Origin of the sequence: Pseudomonas sp. 51_B (assembly GCF_017491595.1) — a bacterium.
Lineage (GTDB): Bacteria > Pseudomonadota > Gammaproteobacteria > Pseudomonadales > Pseudomonadaceae > Aquipseudomonas > Aquipseudomonas promysalinigenes.
The window spans coordinates 1-17,983 of sequence record NZ_JAFGYW010000010.1; the positions used below are offsets into that span (position 1 = coordinate 1).

Below are 17,983 nucleotides of genomic sequence, written 5' to 3' on the forward strand. Positions count from 1 at the left end.
GCGGCCAGCGTGGTAGCAGGAATGTCGAGTTGCTGGCCAACCTTGAGCTCATCGCTCTTGAGGTTGTTGGTGCTGCGCAGGCTGGTCACGCTGACTTGATAGCGCACAGCGAGCATCGCCAGGGTTTCGCCCGGACGCACGGTATGCTCACGCGGCCCTTGGGCGATCTTGCCACTGTCTCGCAGCCACGCCACGTAGGTACCCGGCGGCGGGTTCTGCTGGAAGTACTGGCGTACACCCGTATGGATCGAGCGGGCCAGGGCTTGTTGATGGCTGGCGGTGGCCAGTTTGGCCGCTTCGCTGTTGTTCGAAATGAACCCGGTTTCCACCAGAATCGATGGAATGTCGGGCGATTTCAACACCATGAAGCCCGCCTGCTCCACCCGCTGCTTGTGCAGCGATGTCACCCGGCCCATGTTGCCGAGCACCTTCTGCCCCACGTTCAGGCTTGAGCTGAGCGTGGCAGTCATCGACAGGTCGAGCAGCACGCCTGCGAGCATGCGGTCCTTGTCATCGAGGCTGACGTTGCCGGCGCCGCCGATCAAGTCAGAGCGGTTTTCAGTGTCGGCCAGCCAGCGCGCCGTCTCGGACGTGGCACCCCGATCGGACAGAGCGAACACTGAAGCGCCGAATGCGGCACGCGATGGCGCGGCGTCGGCGTGGATGGAAATGAACAGGTCGGCGCCCTTCTTGCGGGCTATCTCGGTGCGCTTGCGCAACGGGATGAAGTAGTCACCGGTACGTGTCAACTCGGCACGGTAGCCCTTTTCGGTGTTGATCTGGCGCTGCAACTCCTTGGCGATCTGCAGCACGATGTCTTTCTCGTGCTGGCCGCGCGAACCGGAGGCGCCTGGGTCTTCACCGCCATGGCCGGCGTCGATGGCGACGACGATGTCGCGCTTGCCACTGGGCACCGGTGGCAGCTTGATCGCCGGTTGGGCCGGGCTCACCGGAACGGCTGGCGTGGTCGCCGGGGTTGGCGTTGGAGTAGGCGGTGGCGTCGGTGCAGTAGCCGCGATGGCGTCGGCTTCCTGATCGTACAGGTCGACTACCAGGCGGTTGCCATACTGGGCATTGGGCGCCAGTGTGAAGCTCTTGGGCGTGACCGACTTTTTCAAGTCGACCACCACGCGCAGATCGGTTGGCGTGCGCTGGGCGGAACGCACACTGCTGATTGGCGTGTTGGCTGTCGATACCTTCAACGGTGCGCCCAAGGTCGCGCCATTGATGTCGATCACCAGGCGATCGGGCGCGCTGAGGGTGAAGACACTATGCTGCACGGGGCCAGAAAGATCGAAGACCAGCCGCGTGTTGTCCGGCGCGCGCCACAGGCGCACGCTCTTGACTTGTGTGACGGCCAGAGCGTCAACGGTCACCGCTGCCAGCAGCAATCCAACCACAGCGACCAGTGCGCGTATGCGCATACCTACCCCACTTACTGTTTATAGTGTTCGGCCAGTGCAGTGCACCAGGCCTCGCCGCGAGCCCCCTGCGGCCAAAGGACAAGCGAGCGGCCGCCCGCTTGGGGGCTTATGGTAATGGTCAGGTCAGGCTTTGGCAAAACGCCCGCACCCTTTTGTGGCCACTCGAACAGGCACAGTGGGTCGCCTTCGAAATAATCGCGAATCCCCATGAACTCCAGCTCTTCCGGATCGACAAGGCGATACAGGTCGAAATGGTAGGCGCGAACTTCACCGATTTCGTAGGGTTCCACCACTGTGAACGTAGGACTTTTCACTGCACCAGTATGGCCCAGACCGCGAATCAAGCCACGGGAAAGCGTGGTCTTGCCAGCACCCAGGTCACCTTCCAGAAAAATCACGCCACGACCGCCGGTCACTTCGGCAAGCTTTGCGCCGAAATCGACCGTGGCCGCTTCATCGGCCAGAAACAGGGTTAAGCCAGACACGCAGAATGCTCCTCCAACAACTCTCGAATGACCGGCGCCAGATCGCTGGCTGCCAGGCCTCTGCCTTTGACGCCCAATCGCTCGCCGGCGCATGCATGCAGCCATACGCCAAGGCCTGCAGCGCTCCAGGCGTCCAACCCCTGGGCCAGCAAAGCTGCCAGCACGCCGGTCAGCACATCGCCCAAGCCGGCACCGGCCATCGCCGGATGGCCCCGCTCACACACCAGCAACCGGCCGGCGGGGTCAGCCACCAGGGTACCGGCGCCCTTGAGCACGCAGATACTGGCATAGCGGCGGGCCAATTTGCGTGCCGCGCCGGGACGGTCGGCTTGCACCGCCTCGGTGGAAATGCCCAGCAATCGCGCCGCCTCGCCGGGGTGCGGGGTGAGGATGCTACCACTGGGCAGCGCCAAGGGGGTGCTGGCCAGCAGGTTCAGAGCATCGGCGTCCCAAACCTGCGGCCGCTCGGCCCTGGCCACCGCCGACAGCAAGCTGCGCCCCCAGGCCGCTTGCCCAAGCCCCGGGCCCACCACCAGTACCGTCGCACGCTCTAGTACCCCGACCAACTGGTTGGCCGATTCGACTCCCAGGCACATGCTTTCCGGCAGGCGCGCCAAGCTCGCAACCACATGCTCCGGGCGAGTCGCTAAACTGACAAGCCCCGCGCCGCAGCGCAGCGCAGCCTCGGCGCTGAGCAAAACGGCGCCAGCAGTGCCAAGGTCTCCACCCACAACCAGCACATGGCCAAAGTCACCCTTGTGGGCTTGGGAATCACGTGCCGGCAGGTGTGCGACCGTCAGGCTGCTCAGCAGTTCAGGGGCATTGCTTGGGTGTTTGGTCTGCGCCATAGGGTCAAAGGCTCCAATGTCTGGCAGAATTATACGCACCTGAGCCTGTATTGCCTGCCCACCATGTCCGCCTTGACACCTGACCTTGCCCAACTGGCCCAATCCATCAAGATCTGGGGCCAAGAACTCGGCTTTGCCCACGTAGGCATTGCCGGCGTCGACCTTGGGGAGCACGAACAGCATCTGCAACGCTGGCTCGACGCCGGCTATCAGGGCGAGATGGAGTACCTGGGCGCCCATGGCAGCAAGCGCGCCCACCCCGACCAACTGATTCCCGGCACCGTACGCGTGGTTTCGCTGCGGATGGATTACCTTCCCGGCGACACGCAAATGGCCCAGCGCCTGGCCCAGCCTGAAAAGGCCTATATATCGCGTTATGCACTGGGCCGTGATTATCACAAACTGGTTCGCAAGCGCGTGCAGTTTCTGGCCGATCGCATTCAGGAGGCCATCGGCCCATTCGGCTACCGCGCCTTCGTCGACAGCGCCCCGGTGCTGGAAAAAGCCTTGGCCGAACAGGCGGGGCTAGGTTGGATAGGCAAGAATACCCTGCTGCTCAATCGCAAGGCCGGCAGCTACTTCTTTCTGGCCGAGCTGTTCGTCGACCTGCCGTTGCCGGTGGATCAAGCGCACACCAGCGAACACTGCGGGCGCTGCCAGGCCTGCCTGGACATCTGCCCAACCAAGGCGTTCGTGGGGCCCTATGTGTTGGATGCACGGCGCTGCATTTCCTATCTGACCATCGAGCTACGTGGGCCAATCCCGGTCGAATTGCGCGCCATGATGGGCAACCGCGTATTCGGCTGCGACGACTGCCAGGTCGTCTGCCCGTGGAACCGCTTCGCCAACTACAGCAAGGAACAGGATTTCCAACCGCGCCATGGGCTGGAAAACGCCGAGCTGGCTGAAATGTTTCTGTGGGACGAACGCACGTTCTTGCGCAAGACCGAAGGCGGGCCACTACGCCGGGCGGGGTATGAGCGCTTCTTGCGCAACCTGGCGGTGGGGCTGGGCAATGCGCCCTCGACCATCCCGGTGATCGAGGCGTTGAAGGCCAGGCGCGAAGATGAGTCGGAGCTGGTGCGCGAGCATGTCGAGTGGGCATTGGCCCGGCATGGCCTCAGATAGCCAAACCCATAGTGGGGTGCCAACCTTTGGCGGTAGGCCATCGCGATTGAGGGTTTAGGCGTTGCCAGTGATCGCCAGCACCCACCACAAGCTATTGCTGATCGTTATAGTGAAACTTGGGCATTTCCCAATGGAAGCGAATGGCCAGCAAGCGCACCAGAAAGCCACCGAACAAAGTCAGCAGCATCGCCTGCTCCGCCGGCACTTTGAAGTAAACGCAGCCTAGGTAGAACCACGCCGCAGCGAACGATACGCTGGCATAGAGTTCGCGACGGAACACCAGTGGGATGTCGTTGCAGAAGATATCCCGCAGAATCCCGCCGAATACACCAGTGATCACGCCACTGATCGATGCCACCAACATGCCCTGCCCCATTTCCAGCGCAGTCATGCAGCCGATAAGCGTGAACGCCACCAGGCCCAACGCATCGAGTACCAAAAATAGCGAGCGCAAGCGGCGCATCATAGGCGCGATGAAAATCGTCAAGAGCGCTGCCAGGCTGGTCAGCACCAAGTACTCAGGATGTTTTACCCAGGTCAGAGGGTAGTGCCCAAGCAGCACATCGCGCACCGAGCCACCCCCCAGGGCGGTCACGCAGGCGATCAGCACCACGCCAAACCAGTCCATGCCGCGCCGGCCGGCAGACAGCGCACCGGTCATCGCTTCGGCGGTAATGGCTATCAGGTAGAGCATCAGCAACATGGTGCGGGTCCGTGCGAGAAAGGCGCGCAGTCTAACCAGTTGCTTCGGGCACCAAAAGAGGGCGCAGGCACATTATCCGCGCCCTTTGGGTTCACACCTTGATGAAATGCTCGCGGTAGTGGCGCAGCTCAGCGATGGACTCGCGGATATCATCCAGGGCCAGGTGAGTGCCGCCCTTCTTGAAGCTGTCACGAACCTCCGGCGCCCAGCGCGCAGCAAGCTCCTTGAGCGTGGAGACATCGAGGTTGCGGTAGTGGAAGTAGTTTTCCAGTTCGCGCATATGGCGGTAAAGGAAGCGGCGATCCTGGCAGATGCTGTTGCCACAGATTGGCGACTTGCCTTTGGGCACCCATTGTTCGAGGAACGCGATGGTCTGTGCTTGGGCTTCTGCCATGCTGACCTTGCTTTCGCGCACGCGCTGGGTGAGGCCCGAGGCACCATGGGTGCGGGTATTCCACTCGTCCATGCGCGCCAGCACTTCGTCACTGTGGTGGATGGCTATCACCGGCCCTTCGGCCAACGTGTTCAGCTCACTGTCGGTGACGATGGTGGCCATCTCGATGATGACGTCGTGGTCCGGGTCCAGACCGGTCATTTCCAGATCGATCCAGATCAGGTTCTGTGGGTTATGCATGAAAAGGCTCCTCGTATAGCCCGTCATAGTAGCCTAGCGAGGTCGACCTGCGCATGCCTGGCGCAAAGGTAACCAGAATGGTCATCGGCCTGGCGTGCTAAACTGCCTGCCGTTTTCAATTTGCCCCTCCTTGGAAGGTCCATGGCCAAACGCCAGCTCAATCGGCGCCAGAACTGGCGTATCGAAAAAATCCAGAACGAACGCGCAGCTCGCGCCGCCAAACGCGAACAGCACGTGCTGCAGGAGCTGGAGGGTGGCGATCTGGGGCCGGAACAGCTGGGCCTGGTAATCGCGCACTTCGGTGTGCAGGTGGAGGTCGAGGCCCAGGATGGCGAGGTCGCCGGCCAGGTATTCCGCTGCCACCTGCGGGCCAACTTGCCAGCACTGGTCACCGGCGACCGGGTCGTCTGGCGCGCTGGCAACCAAGGCATCGGCGTGATCGTCGCGCAGATGCCACGCAGCACTGAGCTGTGCCGGCCGAACAACCACGGCCAGCTCAAGCCGGTCGCAGCCAACGTCGACCTGATCGTCATCGTCTTCGCCCCGGCGCCGGAGCCACATCCGAACCTGATCGACCGCTATCTGGTGGCCGCTGAGCATGCCGGCATCCGCCCGCTGCTACTGCTGAACAAGGCCGACCTGATCGACGCCGACAATGGCCCCGGCCTGCACGCGTTACTCGAGGTCTATCGCGACCTGGGCTACCCGCTGCTGGAGGTTTCCGCCCATCAGGGCGACGGCATGCAGCGCCTGCAGCAGATGCTGGACGGGCACATCAGCGTGTTCGTCGGCCAGTCGGGCGTGGGCAAGTCGTCATTGGTCAACAGCCTGCTGCCTGACGCTGGCACCCGGGTGGGCGACCTGTCCGAATGGTCCGGCCAAGGTCAACACACCACGACCACCGCGCGTCTTTATCACTTCCCCAACGGGGGCGACCTGATCGACTCGCCGGGCATTCGCGAATTCGGCCTTGGCCACGTCAGCCGCGACGATGTCGAAGAGGGGTTCATCGAGTTTCGCGACCTGTTCGGAACTTGCCGCTTCCGCGATTGCAAGCATGATCGCGAGCCGGGCTGCGCACTGCTAAAGGCCCTTGAAGACGGCCGCATCAAGCCGCAGCGAATGAACAGCTACCGCTCGATCATCGCTAGCCTGCCCGAAGACAGCTACTGATCCGAAGGGGCTGCCAAGCAGCCCCAACGCTCGCTACTGATCCTTCTGCTCATCCATCTTCAAAGTGCCATCTTCGAAGATGTTCAGCTTTTGCCTGAGTTCACGCGGCTGCATCGGGGCCGGGGCTTCCTGCGCCCCGGCTGGGGCTGACGGTGCGTCAACTGGGGCTGGCGAAGCCGGTTGGCTGGAAGCTTCAGGTGTACCCTGCTCGCCTTCGATGTTGCGCTGGGCTTTTTTGGTCAGCACGATGATGTCGATGCGACGGTTGACCGGGTTGAACGGGTTCTTGCGGTCGAACAACGACGACGAGGCATAGCCCACCACTCGCGCCACCTGGCCATCCGGATAGCCCCCTGCAACCAGCGCTCGCCGCGCTGCGTTCGCGCGGTTGGCCGACAGCTCCCAGTTACCGAAATCGCCAGTGCCCGAATACGGCTTGGCATCGGTGTGGCCACTGATGCTGATCTTGTTCGGCACCGCTTTGATGGTATCGGCCATGGCCAGCAGGATGTCCTCGAAGTACGGCTGCAGGCGCGCGCTGCCGATGTCGAACATCGGCCGGTTCTCGGCATCCATGATCTGGATACGCAGGCCGTCCTGAGTGATTTCGAACAGGATCTGATCCTTGAACTTCTGCAGTTGAGGGTTTTCCTCGACCTTGTTCTGCAGCTCCTGCAACAGCAACTCCAGACGCTCGCGCTCGACCTGCTCGGCCATGGTTTCGACCTGATCCTTGTCCAGCTGAATACTGGTATCAGGCGTAGGCTCGGATTTCACTTCCGGGTTGATGGTCTTTTCCGGCGCCAGTTGCGGCGAACCGCCCAGGTCGATCACATAAGGCGTGCCACTATCGGAGAAGCCGATCGGGTCTTTGAAGTAACCGGCGATGGCAATCTTCTGTTCAGGTGTAGCCGTGGACAGCAGCCACAACACCAGGAAGAACGCCATCATCGCCGTGGCGAAGTCGGCAAAGGCGATCTTCCAGGCCCCACCATGGTGCCCGCCACCGAAGCGCTTGACGCGCTTGATGATTATCGGCTGATTGTTCTCCATGACTCAGCGACCACGAACCGCTTGTTCCAGCTCGGCAAAAGTCGGGCGGTGCTTGGGGTAGAGCACCTTGCGCCCGAACTCCACGGCCAGCGAAGGCGGCATGCCGGAGGCAGAAGCCACCAGCGAGGCCTTGATCGACTCGTAGAGGTTGAGCTCTTCCTTGGCATCGTGCTCCAGGCACTTGGCCAGCGGGCCGAAGAAGCCATAGGCAGCCAGAATACCGAAGAAGGTACCGACCAGTGCCGCACCGACGTGCATGCCGATCGCCTTCTGGTCGCCATCGCCAAGCGAAGCCATGGTCACCACGATACCCAATACGGCTGCAACGATACCGAAACCAGGCATGCCGTCGGCGACCCCTGTGACCGCATGTGAAGGGTGCTCGAGCTCTTCCTTCATGCTCAGCAGTTCCATGTCGAACAGCCCCTCGAGTTCGTGGGGCGCCATGTTGCCGGTGGACATGATGCGCAGGTAGTCACAGATGAACGCGGTCATGCGCTCGTCACCCAGCACTGCTGGGTACTTGGCGAAAATCGGGCTGGCTGCGGCGTCTTCGATATCACTCTCGATCGCCATCATGCCTTCGCGGCGGCTCTTGTTGAGGATTTCGTAGACCAGGCCCAGTACTTCCAGATAGAAAGCATGGGAGAAGCGCGAGCCGAACATCTTCATCGACTTCTTGATTACATGCATGGTCATGTAACCGGGGTTGGCCTGCATGAAGGCGCCGAAGGCCGCACCGCCGATGATCAGCACTTCGAACGGCTGGATCAGTGCCGCGATCTTGCCATGGGAAAGCACATATCCGCCGAGCACGCTCGCGAATACGACGATGATGCCGATAATTTTAGCCATAGGTTCAAAGCACTTGCTGTCGTGGTCAGGGTGAGGGGCGGGAGCTTTAAAACTCTTCTTCTACTTATCGGCAGAACTGCGCCAGACTATAGCCACTCAAAGCGAAAAGCCAGTTCGGACTGATGTCAAAATGCCAATGGAATCCAAGGTGCCCTCTCAGAATCCGCGTACGGTAGAAGCCTGGATCAAGCTGCTCGACGGCGTGCGTGTACCGGTGCCCAAGCCCAGCTACGACCGAGTCATGAGCGCCATCAATGACAGCCGTCGCTCGTTGCGCGACATCGCCGAACTGATGCAGGACAGCCCGGCGCTGGTGCTGTCGGTGATGCGCGAGGCCAACCACCCCGGCAACGCCAGCCAGGCCGAACCTGCTGAAAGCCTGGAAATTGCCCTCAACCGCCTGGGCCTGGTACGCAGCAAGGAGCTACTGATGCGTCTGCCGGCCTTGCCGGAGCACGACATACCCCCGGTGCTGCGCCAGTTCCTGCTGATCAGCCAACACGCAGCTCAACAGGCCAGCGGCCTGTTCGCCAGCCGCCTGGCGCGCCTGTGGCAGGAAATCCACTGGGGCAGCCTGCTGTTCCTGGCACCGCTGTGGCCTCTAGCCTTGGCCTACCCCAAGCTGCTCGATGCCTGGGAACTGCGGGTCATCCACAAAGGCGAGGCGGCCGCCGAGGTGGAACAGGAACTGTTCGGTGTACGCATCTTCGCCCTGTGCCAGGCCGTGGCTGAGCACTGGCGCCTGCCGAAGTGGGTCACCCAGGGTTATCGCCTGCTGCTCGAAGAGCGCGACCAGTTGGCCCTGGTGCTGAATATTGCCCGCGAGCAAGACCTGCTCACCCAGCAGCACCGCCTGGATGAAGCCGCTGGCTTGCGCCGCTGGTTCAACGAACCGGCCAACACCGTGCTGCTGGCCAACAACCTGGCGCTGGCAGCCCAGGTTGGCTGGGACAACCCTCATTTGTTGCGCTGGCAACTGCTGACTGCGCTTTACTTGCAAACATCGCTGGAAGATGTGCAACAGCAAGTGCACCAACAAGCTGCCGCCAGCGCCCGGCGTCACGCCAGTCACGCAGTGTTCCACCCTGCAGAAGCCTTGATCTGGCCATGGGACCAGCGCCGCCCGCACCCAGACATGCTGACGCCACCGCCCCCGTCCAGCGAGGACCTTGGCCGTTGGCGCAAGCTGTGCCAGCAACTGTTGGCACAACCAAGCCCATTCACCAATGCCGTTCACCTGGCCACCCACGCGCGCGAAGCCATGCTCGCCTGCGGCATGCAGCGGGTCATGCTGCTATCGCTGGACGGTGCCCGCGAAACCCTGCGCGTGCAACAGACTGCCGGCCTGCCTAAAGAGGCCGGGGCCATCAGCTTGCCGCTCGCGCAGCACAAGCTGCTGCACAAGCTCATGGCCAAGGCCGGCCAGCTGCGCCTGACACCCGCCAACCACGGCCAATTTTCGGCATTACTGCCAGCGCCGTTGCGGGCGCTGTTCCCCAGCGAGCACATGCTGCTGCGTTCCCTTGCGGTGGGTGACCAGGTCTTGATGCTGGTCGTTGCCGACCAAGGCGGCAAGCCGCTGGCCGATGTCAGCACGCAAGCCTTCGGTAAGACTTCGCAATGTATCGAGCGTGCGCTGGCAGTCTTCGGCAACCGCGGAGCCTGAGCCTTGCGCTACAATCGCTGCTCTTTCCACACTGGAGAACGTGGATGACTGACTTTTCCGGCTTGCCTTTGGTGATCGAGGCCGCTGACCTGCTACCGCGCCTGGACTCACCGCAGTTGATCCTGGTCGACCTGAGCAGTGCCAACCGCTATGTCAGCGGCCACATCCCCGGCGCCCGTTTCGTCGAAGGCAAGCGCACCCAACTCGGCCAGCCCCCGGCCCCCGGCCTGCTGCCGACGCTGGCCGACCTGGAAAGGCTGTTCAGCGAGCTGGGCCACCGCGATGACGCAGTTTACGTGGTGTACGACGACGAGGGCGGTGGCTGGGCCGGCCGCTTCATCTGGCTGCTAGATGTGATCGGCCATCATCGCTACCACTACCTCAATGGCGGCATCCAGGCGTGGCCAGCAGACAAGCTGTCCACTGACCTGCCAGCTCCCGCCAGTACGCCCGTACACCTGCAATTGCACGCCGAACCTACTGCCACCCGCGAGTACCTGCAAAGCCGCCTGGGCGCTGATGACCTGGTTATCTGGGATGCCCGTGGCCCGCAGGAATTCTGCGGCGAAAAAGTCCTGGCCGCCAAGGCTGGGCATATTCCCGGCGCCATCAATTTCGAGTGGACTGCCGGCATGGACCTCAACGATCACCTGCGCATTCGCAAAGATATCGCTCAAGTGCTCGAGCAACTGGGCATCACCCCTGACAAGGAAGTGATCACCCACTGCCAGACCCACCGCCGCTCCGGTTTCACTTACCTGGTGGCCAAGGCCCTCGGTTATCCACGCATCAAGGCTTATGCCGGCTCGTGGAGCGAATGGGGCAACCACCCGGACACGCCTGTCGAAGTTTAAGGACATTCAACGTAATGAAATCCCGCCTGTTCATTCTCAGCCAGTACCTGTTACCGCACCATCTGCTGTCGCGCCTGGCTGGCTGCATCGCCGAGTGCCGCGTGCGCTGGTTCAAAAACGCCTTCACCGCCTGGTTCGCCAAGCGTTACCAAGTGAACATGAGCGAAGCGCTGGTCGAAGACCTGACCGCCTACGAGCACTTCAATGCCTTCTTTACCCGCGCCCTGAAGCCAGGCGCTCGCCCGCTGGATGAAACGCCGGGCGCAGTTCTGTGCCCAGCCGACGGCGCCGTGAGCCAGTTAGGCCCGATCGAGCACGGCCGTATCTTCCAGGCCAAGGGCCACAGCTACAGTGCCCTGGAACTGTTGGGCGGCGACCCAGCCCTGGCCGCGCCATTCATGGGCGGCCAGTTTGCGACCATCTACCTGTCGCCCAAGGATTATCACCGCGTGCACATGCCACTGGCCGGCACCCTGCGCGAGATGGTGTATGTGCCAGGCCGGCTGTTCTCGGTCAACCAGACCACGGCCGAAAACGTGCCTGAACTGTTCGCCCGCAACGAGCGCGTGGTGTGCCTGTTCGACACCGAGCGCGGGCCGATGGCTGTTGTGCTGGTCGGCGCCATGATCGTGGCTTCGATCGAAACCGTTTGGGCCGGGCTGGTCACGCCACCCAAGCGTGAACTGAAGACCTTGCGCTACGATGAAGGCGCCCGTGCGCCTATTCACCTGGAGAAGGGCGCCGAATTGGGTCGCTTCAAGCTGGGCTCGACCGCGATCGTGCTATTCGGGCCAGAGCAGGTGGAATGGGCACAGACACTAGGTGCGGCATCGGCAGTACGCATGGGTGAGCTGCTGGCAACGCCCGCCCAAGCCTGACCTGAAAGAAAAAGGCCCTGCAAATGCAGGGCCTTTTGTTTTGGCGTGTATCAGCCGCGGGCGTCGCGGTCGCGCAGGCCCAGCAAGTAAAGCACGCCATCGAGCCCCAAGGTGGAGATCGCTTGCTTGGCCGACTGGCGCACAAGCGGTTTGGCGCGGAAGGCAACGCCAAGCCCGGCCAATGCCAGCATTGGCAGGTCGTTGGCGCCATCGCCCACGGCGATGGTCTGTTCAAGTTGCAGGCCTTCTTCGTTGGCCAGTTGCTGCAACAGCTCAGCCTTGCGCTGGGCATCGACTATCGGCTCCACCGCAACCCCAGTGACCTTGCCGTCGACTACTTCCAGCTCGTTGGCGAAGACGTAATCGATGCCCAGGCGCGCCTGCACCTGCTTGGCGAAGTACGAGAAGCCACCAGAGAGAATCGCCGTTTTATAGCCCAGGCGCTTGAGCTCGGCGAACAGGTTTTCGGCACCTTCGGTCAGGCGCAGCGAAGCGCCGATCTGGTCCAGCACACCCACATCCAGGCCCTTGAGCAGCGCCATGCGCTCCTTGAAGCTGGCGCGAAAATCCAGCTCGCCGCGCATCGCGCGCTCGGTGATCGCCGCAACCTGCTCGCCTACACCAGCCGCCTTGGCCAGCTCGTCGATGACTTCAGCCTCGATCAGCGTGGAGTCCATATCGAACACAGCCAGGCGACGGTTGCGACGGAACAGGTCGTCTTGCTGGAACGCGATGTCGACCTGCAGCGTCTGGGCCAGGGTGAAAAAGTCGCTGCGCAGTGCTTGAGCATCGCTCGGGACGCCACGTACGGAAATTTCAACGGCCGCTTTGCCCTTTTCGCTCGGTGCATCCAAAGCCACCCGTGCCGACAGGCGCTCGATGCGCTCGATGGTCAGGCCGTACTGACTGATGACGGCACTGACGCGGTTCAGCTGCTCGGGGGTGATCTTGCGGCTGAGCAGAGTCACGATATGTCGCGCTTCACCCTGTGCATCGGCCCAGTGCTGATAGTCGGCCTCGGAAATCGGCGTATAGCGTGCCTGAAGGTTCAGCTCGTGGGCCTTGGACTGCACGCTTTGCAGCAGCGCCGTGGCCACTTCGTTGTCCGGAATATCGACCAGAATGCCGAAGGACAGGGTGCCATGCATGACCGCCAGGCCGATGTCGAGGATGTCCACACCGCCCTGGAGAAGGACGCCGGTAAGGGCGGCGGTAAGACCCGGACGGTCCTCACCGGTGATGTTGATCAGAACGATTTCGCGCACAACCTGGCTCCGACTTCGATGAAAAATGCGCATTCTACCGATTTTCCATGACCATCGGGCGCCAACTCTACTTTGCCGACAAAACACTGCTCGCTATACTGCCGACACTTTCATGCCATTAAGAGCCGAGCTCTGTGAACCGGCCCACGCCAGTCAAAACCGACAATTTCTTCATCATGATCTTCCGAGCCCTGCGCCAACGTCGCGTGCCTCTGGCACTGCGCATCGCCACCACGAACATATTCCTGGTGGCACTGGCACTGGTGATCTATGCCTGCGTGATGGGCCTGCAGTTCAAGCAGGCCATGCACGAACAGGCGGACGCCCTGGGCCAGAGCCTGACCATCCAGACGGCCACTTCGGCGACCGAACTGTTGGTGTCCAACGACATCCTCAGCCTCAACGTGCTGCTGGGCAACCTGGTGAAGAACCCGCTGGTGGCCCACGCGGCCATCTACAGCGTGGACAACCGTATCCTCGCCGAGGCAGGCCAGCGCCCACGTAATAGCTTGCTGGGCGAGGCCGAAGGCCTTTACCAGACGAAGATCACCTTCCAGGACGTGACCGCCGGGCAGCTGCGTATCAGCCTGGATATGAGCCAGTTCCAGCAGCCGATGCTGATCAGCCTGCAGAGCATGGGTATCCTTGCGGCCATCCTGCTGGCCCTGGCATTGAGCCTGAGCCTGCGCCAAGGCCGGCACATCACCCTGCCGTTGCTGCAACTGAGAGTCTGGCTGCGTGACCCGCATCCGTACACGCCGGCCATCGACCGTCAGGACGAGATTGGCGACATCGCCCGCCAGTTGCATGCCCGTCTGGCCCCGCCTCCGCCACCGGAGCCAGAGCCTGAGGAAGAAGACGAAGATGCCTTCGAGCTGGATGAAGACGCCCCGCTGAAACCCGCGCAACGCGCCAAGGCTGTGGTCCAGGCAGATGAGGACGACGACGAGGCATTCGCCGGGCTACTCGATGACGACAAGCAACCTGCAGCCAACACGGCGGTAGTGGAGTCCGATGAGCCACAGAATACCGCCGTGCTGGCCGTGCAACTGGGCTCGCAGGAGCAACTGCGCAGGCTGCCGCGCTCCCGCCTGACCGAGCTGCTGGAACGCTATCGCGGTTGCCTTGAGCAGGCAGCTTCATTGTATGAAGGCGAAATCCACACATTGAACGATGGCAGCACGCTGGTGCTTTTCCACAGCCGCGACTGCGGCGAGGATTACCTGACCAATGCCATCTGTTGTGGCGAGCTGTTGCGCGCGCTGGGCCATGCTCTGCAAATCGAAGTGGCTGACAGCGGCATCACCTTGCAACTGCAACTGGGCCTGGCCCTGGGCGACGACTTGCAAGGGCTGGAGCAGGTCGACCTGCTGATGGCCGAAAAGGCTCAGGATGCCCTGGCGCTGTCTCAGCACAGCCGCAACCTGCTGCTGGTGGAGCGCCAGATCAGTGACGACGAGCTGATTCGCAAGCGCGCCCGCATTCGCCCCATCGCCAGCCCTGAAGGCGCATGCTGCGTAGAACGGCTGATGGAACCCTACCCATCGATGCTGGAACGTCAGCTGGCCCGAATGCACGAGCGCCGGGCCTGACTGCCCGGCGGCATTACTGCGGTTGAGCTCGCCCACAGGGTGACTGGCATCTTGTGCGCCCCTCAGGCGGATTCAACCGCGAACATGGCAACGTCCTGATGGCACCGGTTGGTGCCAGTGTTCGCGGCTAAAGCCGCGCCCTCAGGTTGGGCTGGTCTCTTGCCTTGTGCAGGCCTGTGAGGGATGCATGGTGCGAAGGGCCGCAAGCGGCCCCGGCATTCCAAATGAACAGCACCACGCTAGATGGCGGGCATTGATGCAGGTGTTCGGTCAGAACCGATAGACTTCCATATCCGTACGGATCGGCGAAGCCATAGGGATCTTCGACTTTTCTGGTTCTTTCCTGACCTGTACCGGCGCGGCGGGCTTCTTGGGCGCTTCTTCAGCAATCGCTGGCTGATTGGCCAGCGGCTTAACCGCTGTGCTGAGCTGCTCGGCAAGCTTTTGCAGTAATTGCCCTTGGGCCTGGACCTGGGACGACTCACTGCCCTCGTGGGGCTGCTCCAAGTGGACGATGCGGTTGTCACGCACCCGGCCTCGGCGGTCCAGCAGACGCCATTGTGCATCGAGCACGGCAGGCTGGTTTTTGCCCGAATCCAGGCGGGTGATCGACAGCAGTACTTGCACGTCCGGGCTGAAGCCGCTGCTGGCCGGGGCCAGCACCACGCGTTGGCTGTCCAGGCGCCAGGCCAGCTGCCGCACCAGTAACTGGTCGATGTCCGACGAGAGGCTACCGGCCCAACGACCATCGGTCGCCGAACTCAGGCTGCCATCGGCCTGACGCTGCAAGAAGGTTTCGCGCTGAAGGTAATCGGCCACCGACACGGGGCCGAGCACAACGGCCATGCCCGCACTTTGCGTGGGCTGGCCAGGATCACCGCTGTCGAGTTGGTACAGGGCGACTGGCTGGTGCACGCTGCACCCGGCCAGCCCCAGTAAACCCGTCATCAACAGCGCAAATGGAAGGCGCAGGAATTTCATTCAACCCATCCAGGCGGTCGCCACCAGGCAAACCGCAGTGATACTGATAGAGATTCGTCAGGGCACACGGCGACGCCGGCCCCACAGGGGCACTATCATCCGCGAAATATCCGTTCGACTCCAGCGTTTCTGCCCGCAACGGCGCTGAAAATGCCGTTCCAGACATTGCCAAGCGCTATCCCGGCATCTCCACCTGAAGGCTGTCGACCCGCTGGAAGCCACGTGGCAATTTGCTACCGCGCCGACCACGCTCACCTTTGTAGTGCTCAAGGTCGTCCGGCTTGAGCGAAAGCGTACGTTTGCCGGCTTGCAATACAAGGGTCGCACCCTCTGCAATCACTGCCAGATCGGTGACGAACTCTTCACGGCTGGCAACTCGATCGCCCGGCACACCAATGATCTTGTTGCCCTTACCTTTGCCCAGTTGTGGCAGGTCGGAAACCTTGAACACCAGAAGACGCCCCTCGGTGGTCACCGCCGCAAGCCAGTCCTGCTCTCGATCGGCCACCGGGCGCGGGCTCATGACCTTGGCACCGTTGGGCAGGCTAAGCAGCCCTTTGCCAGCCTTGTTCTTGGCCTGCAAGTCCTCACCCTTGACCACGAAGCCGTAACCGGCGTCGGACGCCACCACGTACAAGGCGTCATCCTCCGGCAACAGCACACATTCGAAGGTCGCCCCTGGCGGTGGCGTCAGGCGGCCGGTCAGCGGCTCGCCCTGGCCACGTGCCGATGGCAGGCTATGGGCCGGCAGCGAATAACTACGCCCCGTAGAGTCGATCAACACCGCGAACTGATTGGAGCGCCCGGCGGCGGCAGCCTTGAAACCGTCGCCAGCTTTGTAGGACAACCCGGTAGCGTCGATATCATGGCCTTTGGCACAACGCACCCAGCCCTTTTCCGACAGCACTACGGTCACAGGCTCAGTCGGCATCAGTTCGTTTTCCGAAAGCGCCTTGGCTTCGGCACGCTCGACGATCGGCGAGCGGCGGTCATCACCGTAGGTCTCGGCGTCCTTGATCAGCTCGCTCCGCACCAGCTTGCGCAGCTTGGCATCGCTGCCCAGCAGGGCTTGCAGCTTGGCCTGTTCTTTGAGCAGTTCATCCTGTTCGCCACGGATTTTCATCTCTTCCAGGCGCGCCAATTGCCGCAGACGCGTCTCGAGTATGTAGTCGGCCTGGATTTCCGTGAGCTGGAAGCGCTCGATCAGAGCCTGTTTGGGATGCTCCTCGGTACGGATGATGTGGATCACTTCATCCAGGTTCAAGAACGCAGTGAGCAAGCCTTCCAACAGGTGCAGCCGCTTCTGCACTTTGTCCAGGCGGTGCTGGAGGCGGCGGCGCACGGTGTTGGTACGGAACTCCAGCCACTCCAGCAGCAGCGCACGCAGGTTCTTAAGCTGCGGGCGGCCGTCGAGGCCTATGATGTTGACGTTGACCCGATAGCTGTTTTCCAGGTCAGTGGTGGCGAACAGGTGCTGCATCAATTCGGTGGCATCGACGCGATTGGAGCGCGGAATGATGACGATACGGCAGGGGTTCTCATGGTCCGACTCGTCACGCAGGTCGGCCACCATCGGCAGCTTCTTGGCCTGCATCTGCGCAGCGATCTGCTCCAGCACTTTGGCCCCGGAAACCTGGTGCGGCAGCGCCGTCACGACGATATCACCGTCCTCGACCCGGTAAACGGCTCGCATGCGAATGGAGCCACGGCCGCTTTCGTAAATCTTCTGGATTTCCGCGCGGGGGGTGACGATTTCAGCCTCGGTCGGGTAGTCAGGGCCTTGGATGTGCTCGCACAGCTGCTCGATGGTGGCCTTGGGCTCATCGAGCAGGCGCACACAGGCGCTGGCCACTTCCCGCAAGTTGTGCGGCGGCACGTCGGTGGCCATGCCCACCGCGATACCGGTGGTGCCATTGAGCAGGATGTTGGGCAGGCGCGCAGGCAGAACAGCAGGCTCCTGCAGGGTGCCGTCGAAGTTTGGCGCCCAGTCGACGGTACCCTGCCCCACTTCACTGAGCAGCACTTGCGAATAGCGCGACAGACGCGCCTCGGTGTAGCGCATGGCCGCGAAGGATTTAGGGTCATCCGGCGCACCCCAGTTGCCCTGGCCATCGACCAGGGTGTACCGGTAACTGAATGGCTGTGCCATCAGCACCATGGCTTCGTAGCAGGCCGAGTCGCCGTGAGGGTGGAACTTGCCGAGCACGTCGCCAACGGTTCGGGCGGATTTCTTGTGCTTGGCGTCGGCATCGAGCCCCAACTCGCTCATGGCGTAGACGATGCGCCGCTGCACCGGCTTGAGGCCATCGCCGATATGCGGCAAGGCCCGGTCCATGATCACGTACATGGAATAGTTGAGGTAGGCCTGTTCGGTGTAGTCAGCCAGCGAGCGGCGTTCGACGCCATCCAGGCTGAGTTCCAATGGGTCGCTCATGCGGGCCTCG

Annotated in this window: 16 protein-coding genes; 6 read left to right on the forward strand and 10 right to left on the reverse strand. The window is 62.2% G+C overall.

Annotation, left to right across the window (positions count from 1 at the left end):
• From J5M56_RS13120 to J5M56_RS13130, 3 genes are all read right to left on the reverse strand, one after another.
• Positions 1 to 1,424, reverse strand: a 1,424-nt coding sequence (locus tag J5M56_RS13120; protein ID WP_207937097.1) for an N-acetylmuramoyl-L-alanine amidase, incomplete at its 3' end; no start/stop codon positions are given.
• A gap of 11 nt (positions 1,425 to 1,435) precedes the next feature.
• Positions 1,436 to 1,909, reverse strand: coding sequence for a tRNA (adenosine(37)-N6)-threonylcarbamoyltransferase complex ATPase subunit type 1 TsaE (gene tsaE, locus J5M56_RS13125; protein WP_207937098.1), 474 nt, complete (start codon positions 1,907 to 1,909; stop codon positions 1,436 to 1,438).
• Positions 1,897 to 2,757, reverse strand: coding sequence for an NAD(P)H-hydrate dehydratase (locus tag J5M56_RS13130; protein WP_207937099.1), 861 nt, complete (start codon positions 2,755 to 2,757; stop codon positions 1,897 to 1,899). Before J5M56_RS13130 ends, tsaE begins: the two co-directional genes overlap by 13 nt.
• Before the next feature lie 63 nt (positions 2,758 to 2,820).
• On the opposite strand from J5M56_RS13130, the gene queG reads away from it, so the two are divergent.
• A complete protein-coding gene (gene queG / locus J5M56_RS13135; protein ID WP_060477960.1) occupies positions 2,821 to 3,885 on the forward strand; it encodes a tRNA epoxyqueuosine(34) reductase QueG in 1,065 nt (354 codons plus the stop codon).
• Positions 3,886 to 3,976: 91 nt separating this feature from the next.
• On the opposite strand, the gene J5M56_RS13140 is transcribed toward queG, so the two are convergent.
• Together J5M56_RS13140 and orn are read right to left on the reverse strand one after the other, a co-directional pair.
• Positions 3,977 to 4,588 carry a trimeric intracellular cation channel family protein gene (locus J5M56_RS13140; protein WP_021783871.1) on the reverse strand — a complete coding sequence of 204 codons (612 nt, stop codon included), beginning with the start codon at positions 4,586 to 4,588 and terminating at the stop codon, positions 3,977 to 3,979.
• Positions 4,589 to 4,679: 91 nt separating this feature from the next.
• On the reverse strand, positions 4,680 to 5,222 hold the full coding sequence (gene orn, locus J5M56_RS13145; RefSeq protein ID WP_060477961.1) for an oligoribonuclease: 543 nt from the start codon (positions 5,220 to 5,222) through the stop codon (positions 4,680 to 4,682).
• 141 nt (positions 5,223 to 5,363) lie between these two features.
• Between orn and rsgA the strand changes: the two genes are divergently transcribed.
• Positions 5,364 to 6,395 carry a small ribosomal subunit biogenesis GTPase RsgA gene (rsgA, locus tag J5M56_RS13150; RefSeq protein ID WP_186476376.1) on the forward strand — a complete coding sequence of 344 codons (1,032 nt, stop codon included), beginning with the start codon at positions 5,364 to 5,366 and terminating at the stop codon, positions 6,393 to 6,395.
• Between the two features lie 33 nt (positions 6,396 to 6,428).
• Here the strand turns inward: rsgA and motB are convergent, their stop codons facing one another.
• Positions 6,429 to 7,448 (reverse strand): flagellar motor protein MotB, encoded by a 1,020-nt coding sequence (gene motB, locus J5M56_RS13155; protein ID WP_186476375.1) that lies wholly within the window; start codon positions 7,446 to 7,448, stop codon positions 6,429 to 6,431.
• A gap of 3 nt (positions 7,449 to 7,451) precedes the next feature.
• A complete protein-coding gene (motA, locus tag J5M56_RS13160) occupies positions 7,452 to 8,303 on the reverse strand; it encodes a flagellar motor stator protein MotA (protein WP_060477964.1) in 852 nt (283 codons plus the stop codon).
• Positions 8,304 to 8,433: 130 nt separating this feature from the next.
• Between motA and J5M56_RS13165 the strand changes: the two genes are divergently transcribed.
• The 3 genes from J5M56_RS13165 to asd are packed head-to-tail and all read left to right on the forward strand — an operon-like array spanning position 8,434 to position 11,701.
• Positions 8,434 to 9,969 carry an HDOD domain-containing protein gene (locus J5M56_RS13165; protein WP_186476374.1) on the forward strand — a complete coding sequence of 512 codons (1,536 nt, stop codon included), beginning with the start codon at positions 8,434 to 8,436 and terminating at the stop codon, positions 9,967 to 9,969.
• Positions 9,970 to 10,013: 44 nt separating this feature from the next.
• A complete protein-coding gene (locus tag J5M56_RS13170; RefSeq protein ID WP_186476373.1) occupies positions 10,014 to 10,823 on the forward strand; it encodes a rhodanese-like domain-containing protein in 810 nt (269 codons plus the stop codon).
• A 14-nt stretch (positions 10,824 to 10,837) separates the two neighbouring features.
• Complete coding sequence (asd, locus tag J5M56_RS13175; RefSeq protein ID WP_207937100.1) at positions 10,838 to 11,701, forward strand: archaetidylserine decarboxylase; 864 nt, start codon at positions 10,838 to 10,840, stop codon at positions 11,699 to 11,701.
• 50 nt (positions 11,702 to 11,751) lie between these two features.
• Here asd and serB read toward each other — a convergent pair whose 3' ends face one another.
• Positions 11,752 to 12,966 carry a phosphoserine phosphatase SerB gene (gene serB, locus J5M56_RS13180; RefSeq protein WP_207937101.1) on the reverse strand — a complete coding sequence of 405 codons (1,215 nt, stop codon included), beginning with the start codon at positions 12,964 to 12,966 and terminating at the stop codon, positions 11,752 to 11,754.
• A gap of 134 nt (positions 12,967 to 13,100) precedes the next feature.
• Between serB and J5M56_RS13185 the strand changes: the two genes are divergently transcribed.
• On the forward strand, positions 13,101 to 14,558 hold the full coding sequence (locus J5M56_RS13185) for a histidine kinase (RefSeq protein ID WP_186476371.1): 1,458 nt from the start codon (positions 13,101 to 13,103) through the stop codon (positions 14,556 to 14,558).
• A gap of 270 nt (positions 14,559 to 14,828) precedes the next feature.
• Here J5M56_RS13185 and J5M56_RS13190 read toward each other — a convergent pair whose 3' ends face one another.
• Both J5M56_RS13190 and parC read right to left on the reverse strand, forming a co-directional pair.
• Positions 14,829 to 15,539: an ABC-type transport auxiliary lipoprotein family protein gene (locus J5M56_RS13190; protein ID WP_060479249.1), complete on the reverse strand. Its 711-nt coding sequence runs from the start codon at positions 15,537 to 15,539 to the stop codon at positions 14,829 to 14,831.
• Positions 15,540 to 15,714: 175 nt separating this feature from the next.
• Entirely contained in the window at positions 15,715 to 17,973 is a 2,259-nt protein-coding gene (gene parC, locus J5M56_RS13195; protein WP_207937102.1) for a DNA topoisomerase IV subunit A, read from the reverse strand.
• Positions 17,974 to 17,983 lie beyond the last annotated feature (10 nt).

Excerpts from the sequence above, each read along its gene's own strand:
- orn (WP_060477961.1), bottom strand. The coding sequence starts at position 5,222 with ATGCATAACCCACAGAACCTGATCTGGATCGATCTGGAAATGACCGGT.
- parC (WP_207937102.1), bottom strand. The coding sequence starts at position 17,973 with ATGAGCGACCCATTGGAACTCAGCCTGGATGGCGTCGAACGCCGCTCG.
- J5M56_RS13170 (WP_186476373.1), top strand. The coding sequence starts at position 10,014 with ATGACTGACTTTTCCGGCTTGCCTTTGGTGATCGAGGCCGCTGACCTG.
- J5M56_RS13165 (WP_186476374.1), top strand. The coding sequence starts at position 8,434 with ATGCCAATGGAATCCAAGGTGCCCTCTCAGAATCCGCGTACGGTAGAA.
- queG (WP_060477960.1), top strand. The coding sequence starts at position 2,821 with ATGTCCGCCTTGACACCTGACCTTGCCCAACTGGCCCAATCCATCAAG.
- J5M56_RS13190 (WP_060479249.1), bottom strand. The coding sequence starts at position 15,539 with ATGAAATTCCTGCGCCTTCCATTTGCGCTGTTGATGACGGGTTTACTG.
- J5M56_RS13130 (WP_207937099.1), bottom strand. The coding sequence starts at position 2,757 with ATGGCGCAGACCAAACACCCAAGCAATGCCCCTGAACTGCTGAGCAGC.
- rsgA (WP_186476376.1), top strand. The coding sequence starts at position 5,364 with ATGGCCAAACGCCAGCTCAATCGGCGCCAGAACTGGCGTATCGAAAAA.
- J5M56_RS13140 (WP_021783871.1), bottom strand. The coding sequence starts at position 4,588 with ATGTTGCTGATGCTCTACCTGATAGCCATTACCGCCGAAGCGATGACC.
- motA (WP_060477964.1), bottom strand. The coding sequence starts at position 8,303 with ATGGCTAAAATTATCGGCATCATCGTCGTATTCGCGAGCGTGCTCGGC.
- motB (WP_186476375.1), bottom strand. The coding sequence starts at position 7,448 with ATGGAGAACAATCAGCCGATAATCATCAAGCGCGTCAAGCGCTTCGGT.
- asd (WP_207937100.1), top strand. The coding sequence starts at position 10,838 with ATGAAATCCCGCCTGTTCATTCTCAGCCAGTACCTGTTACCGCACCAT.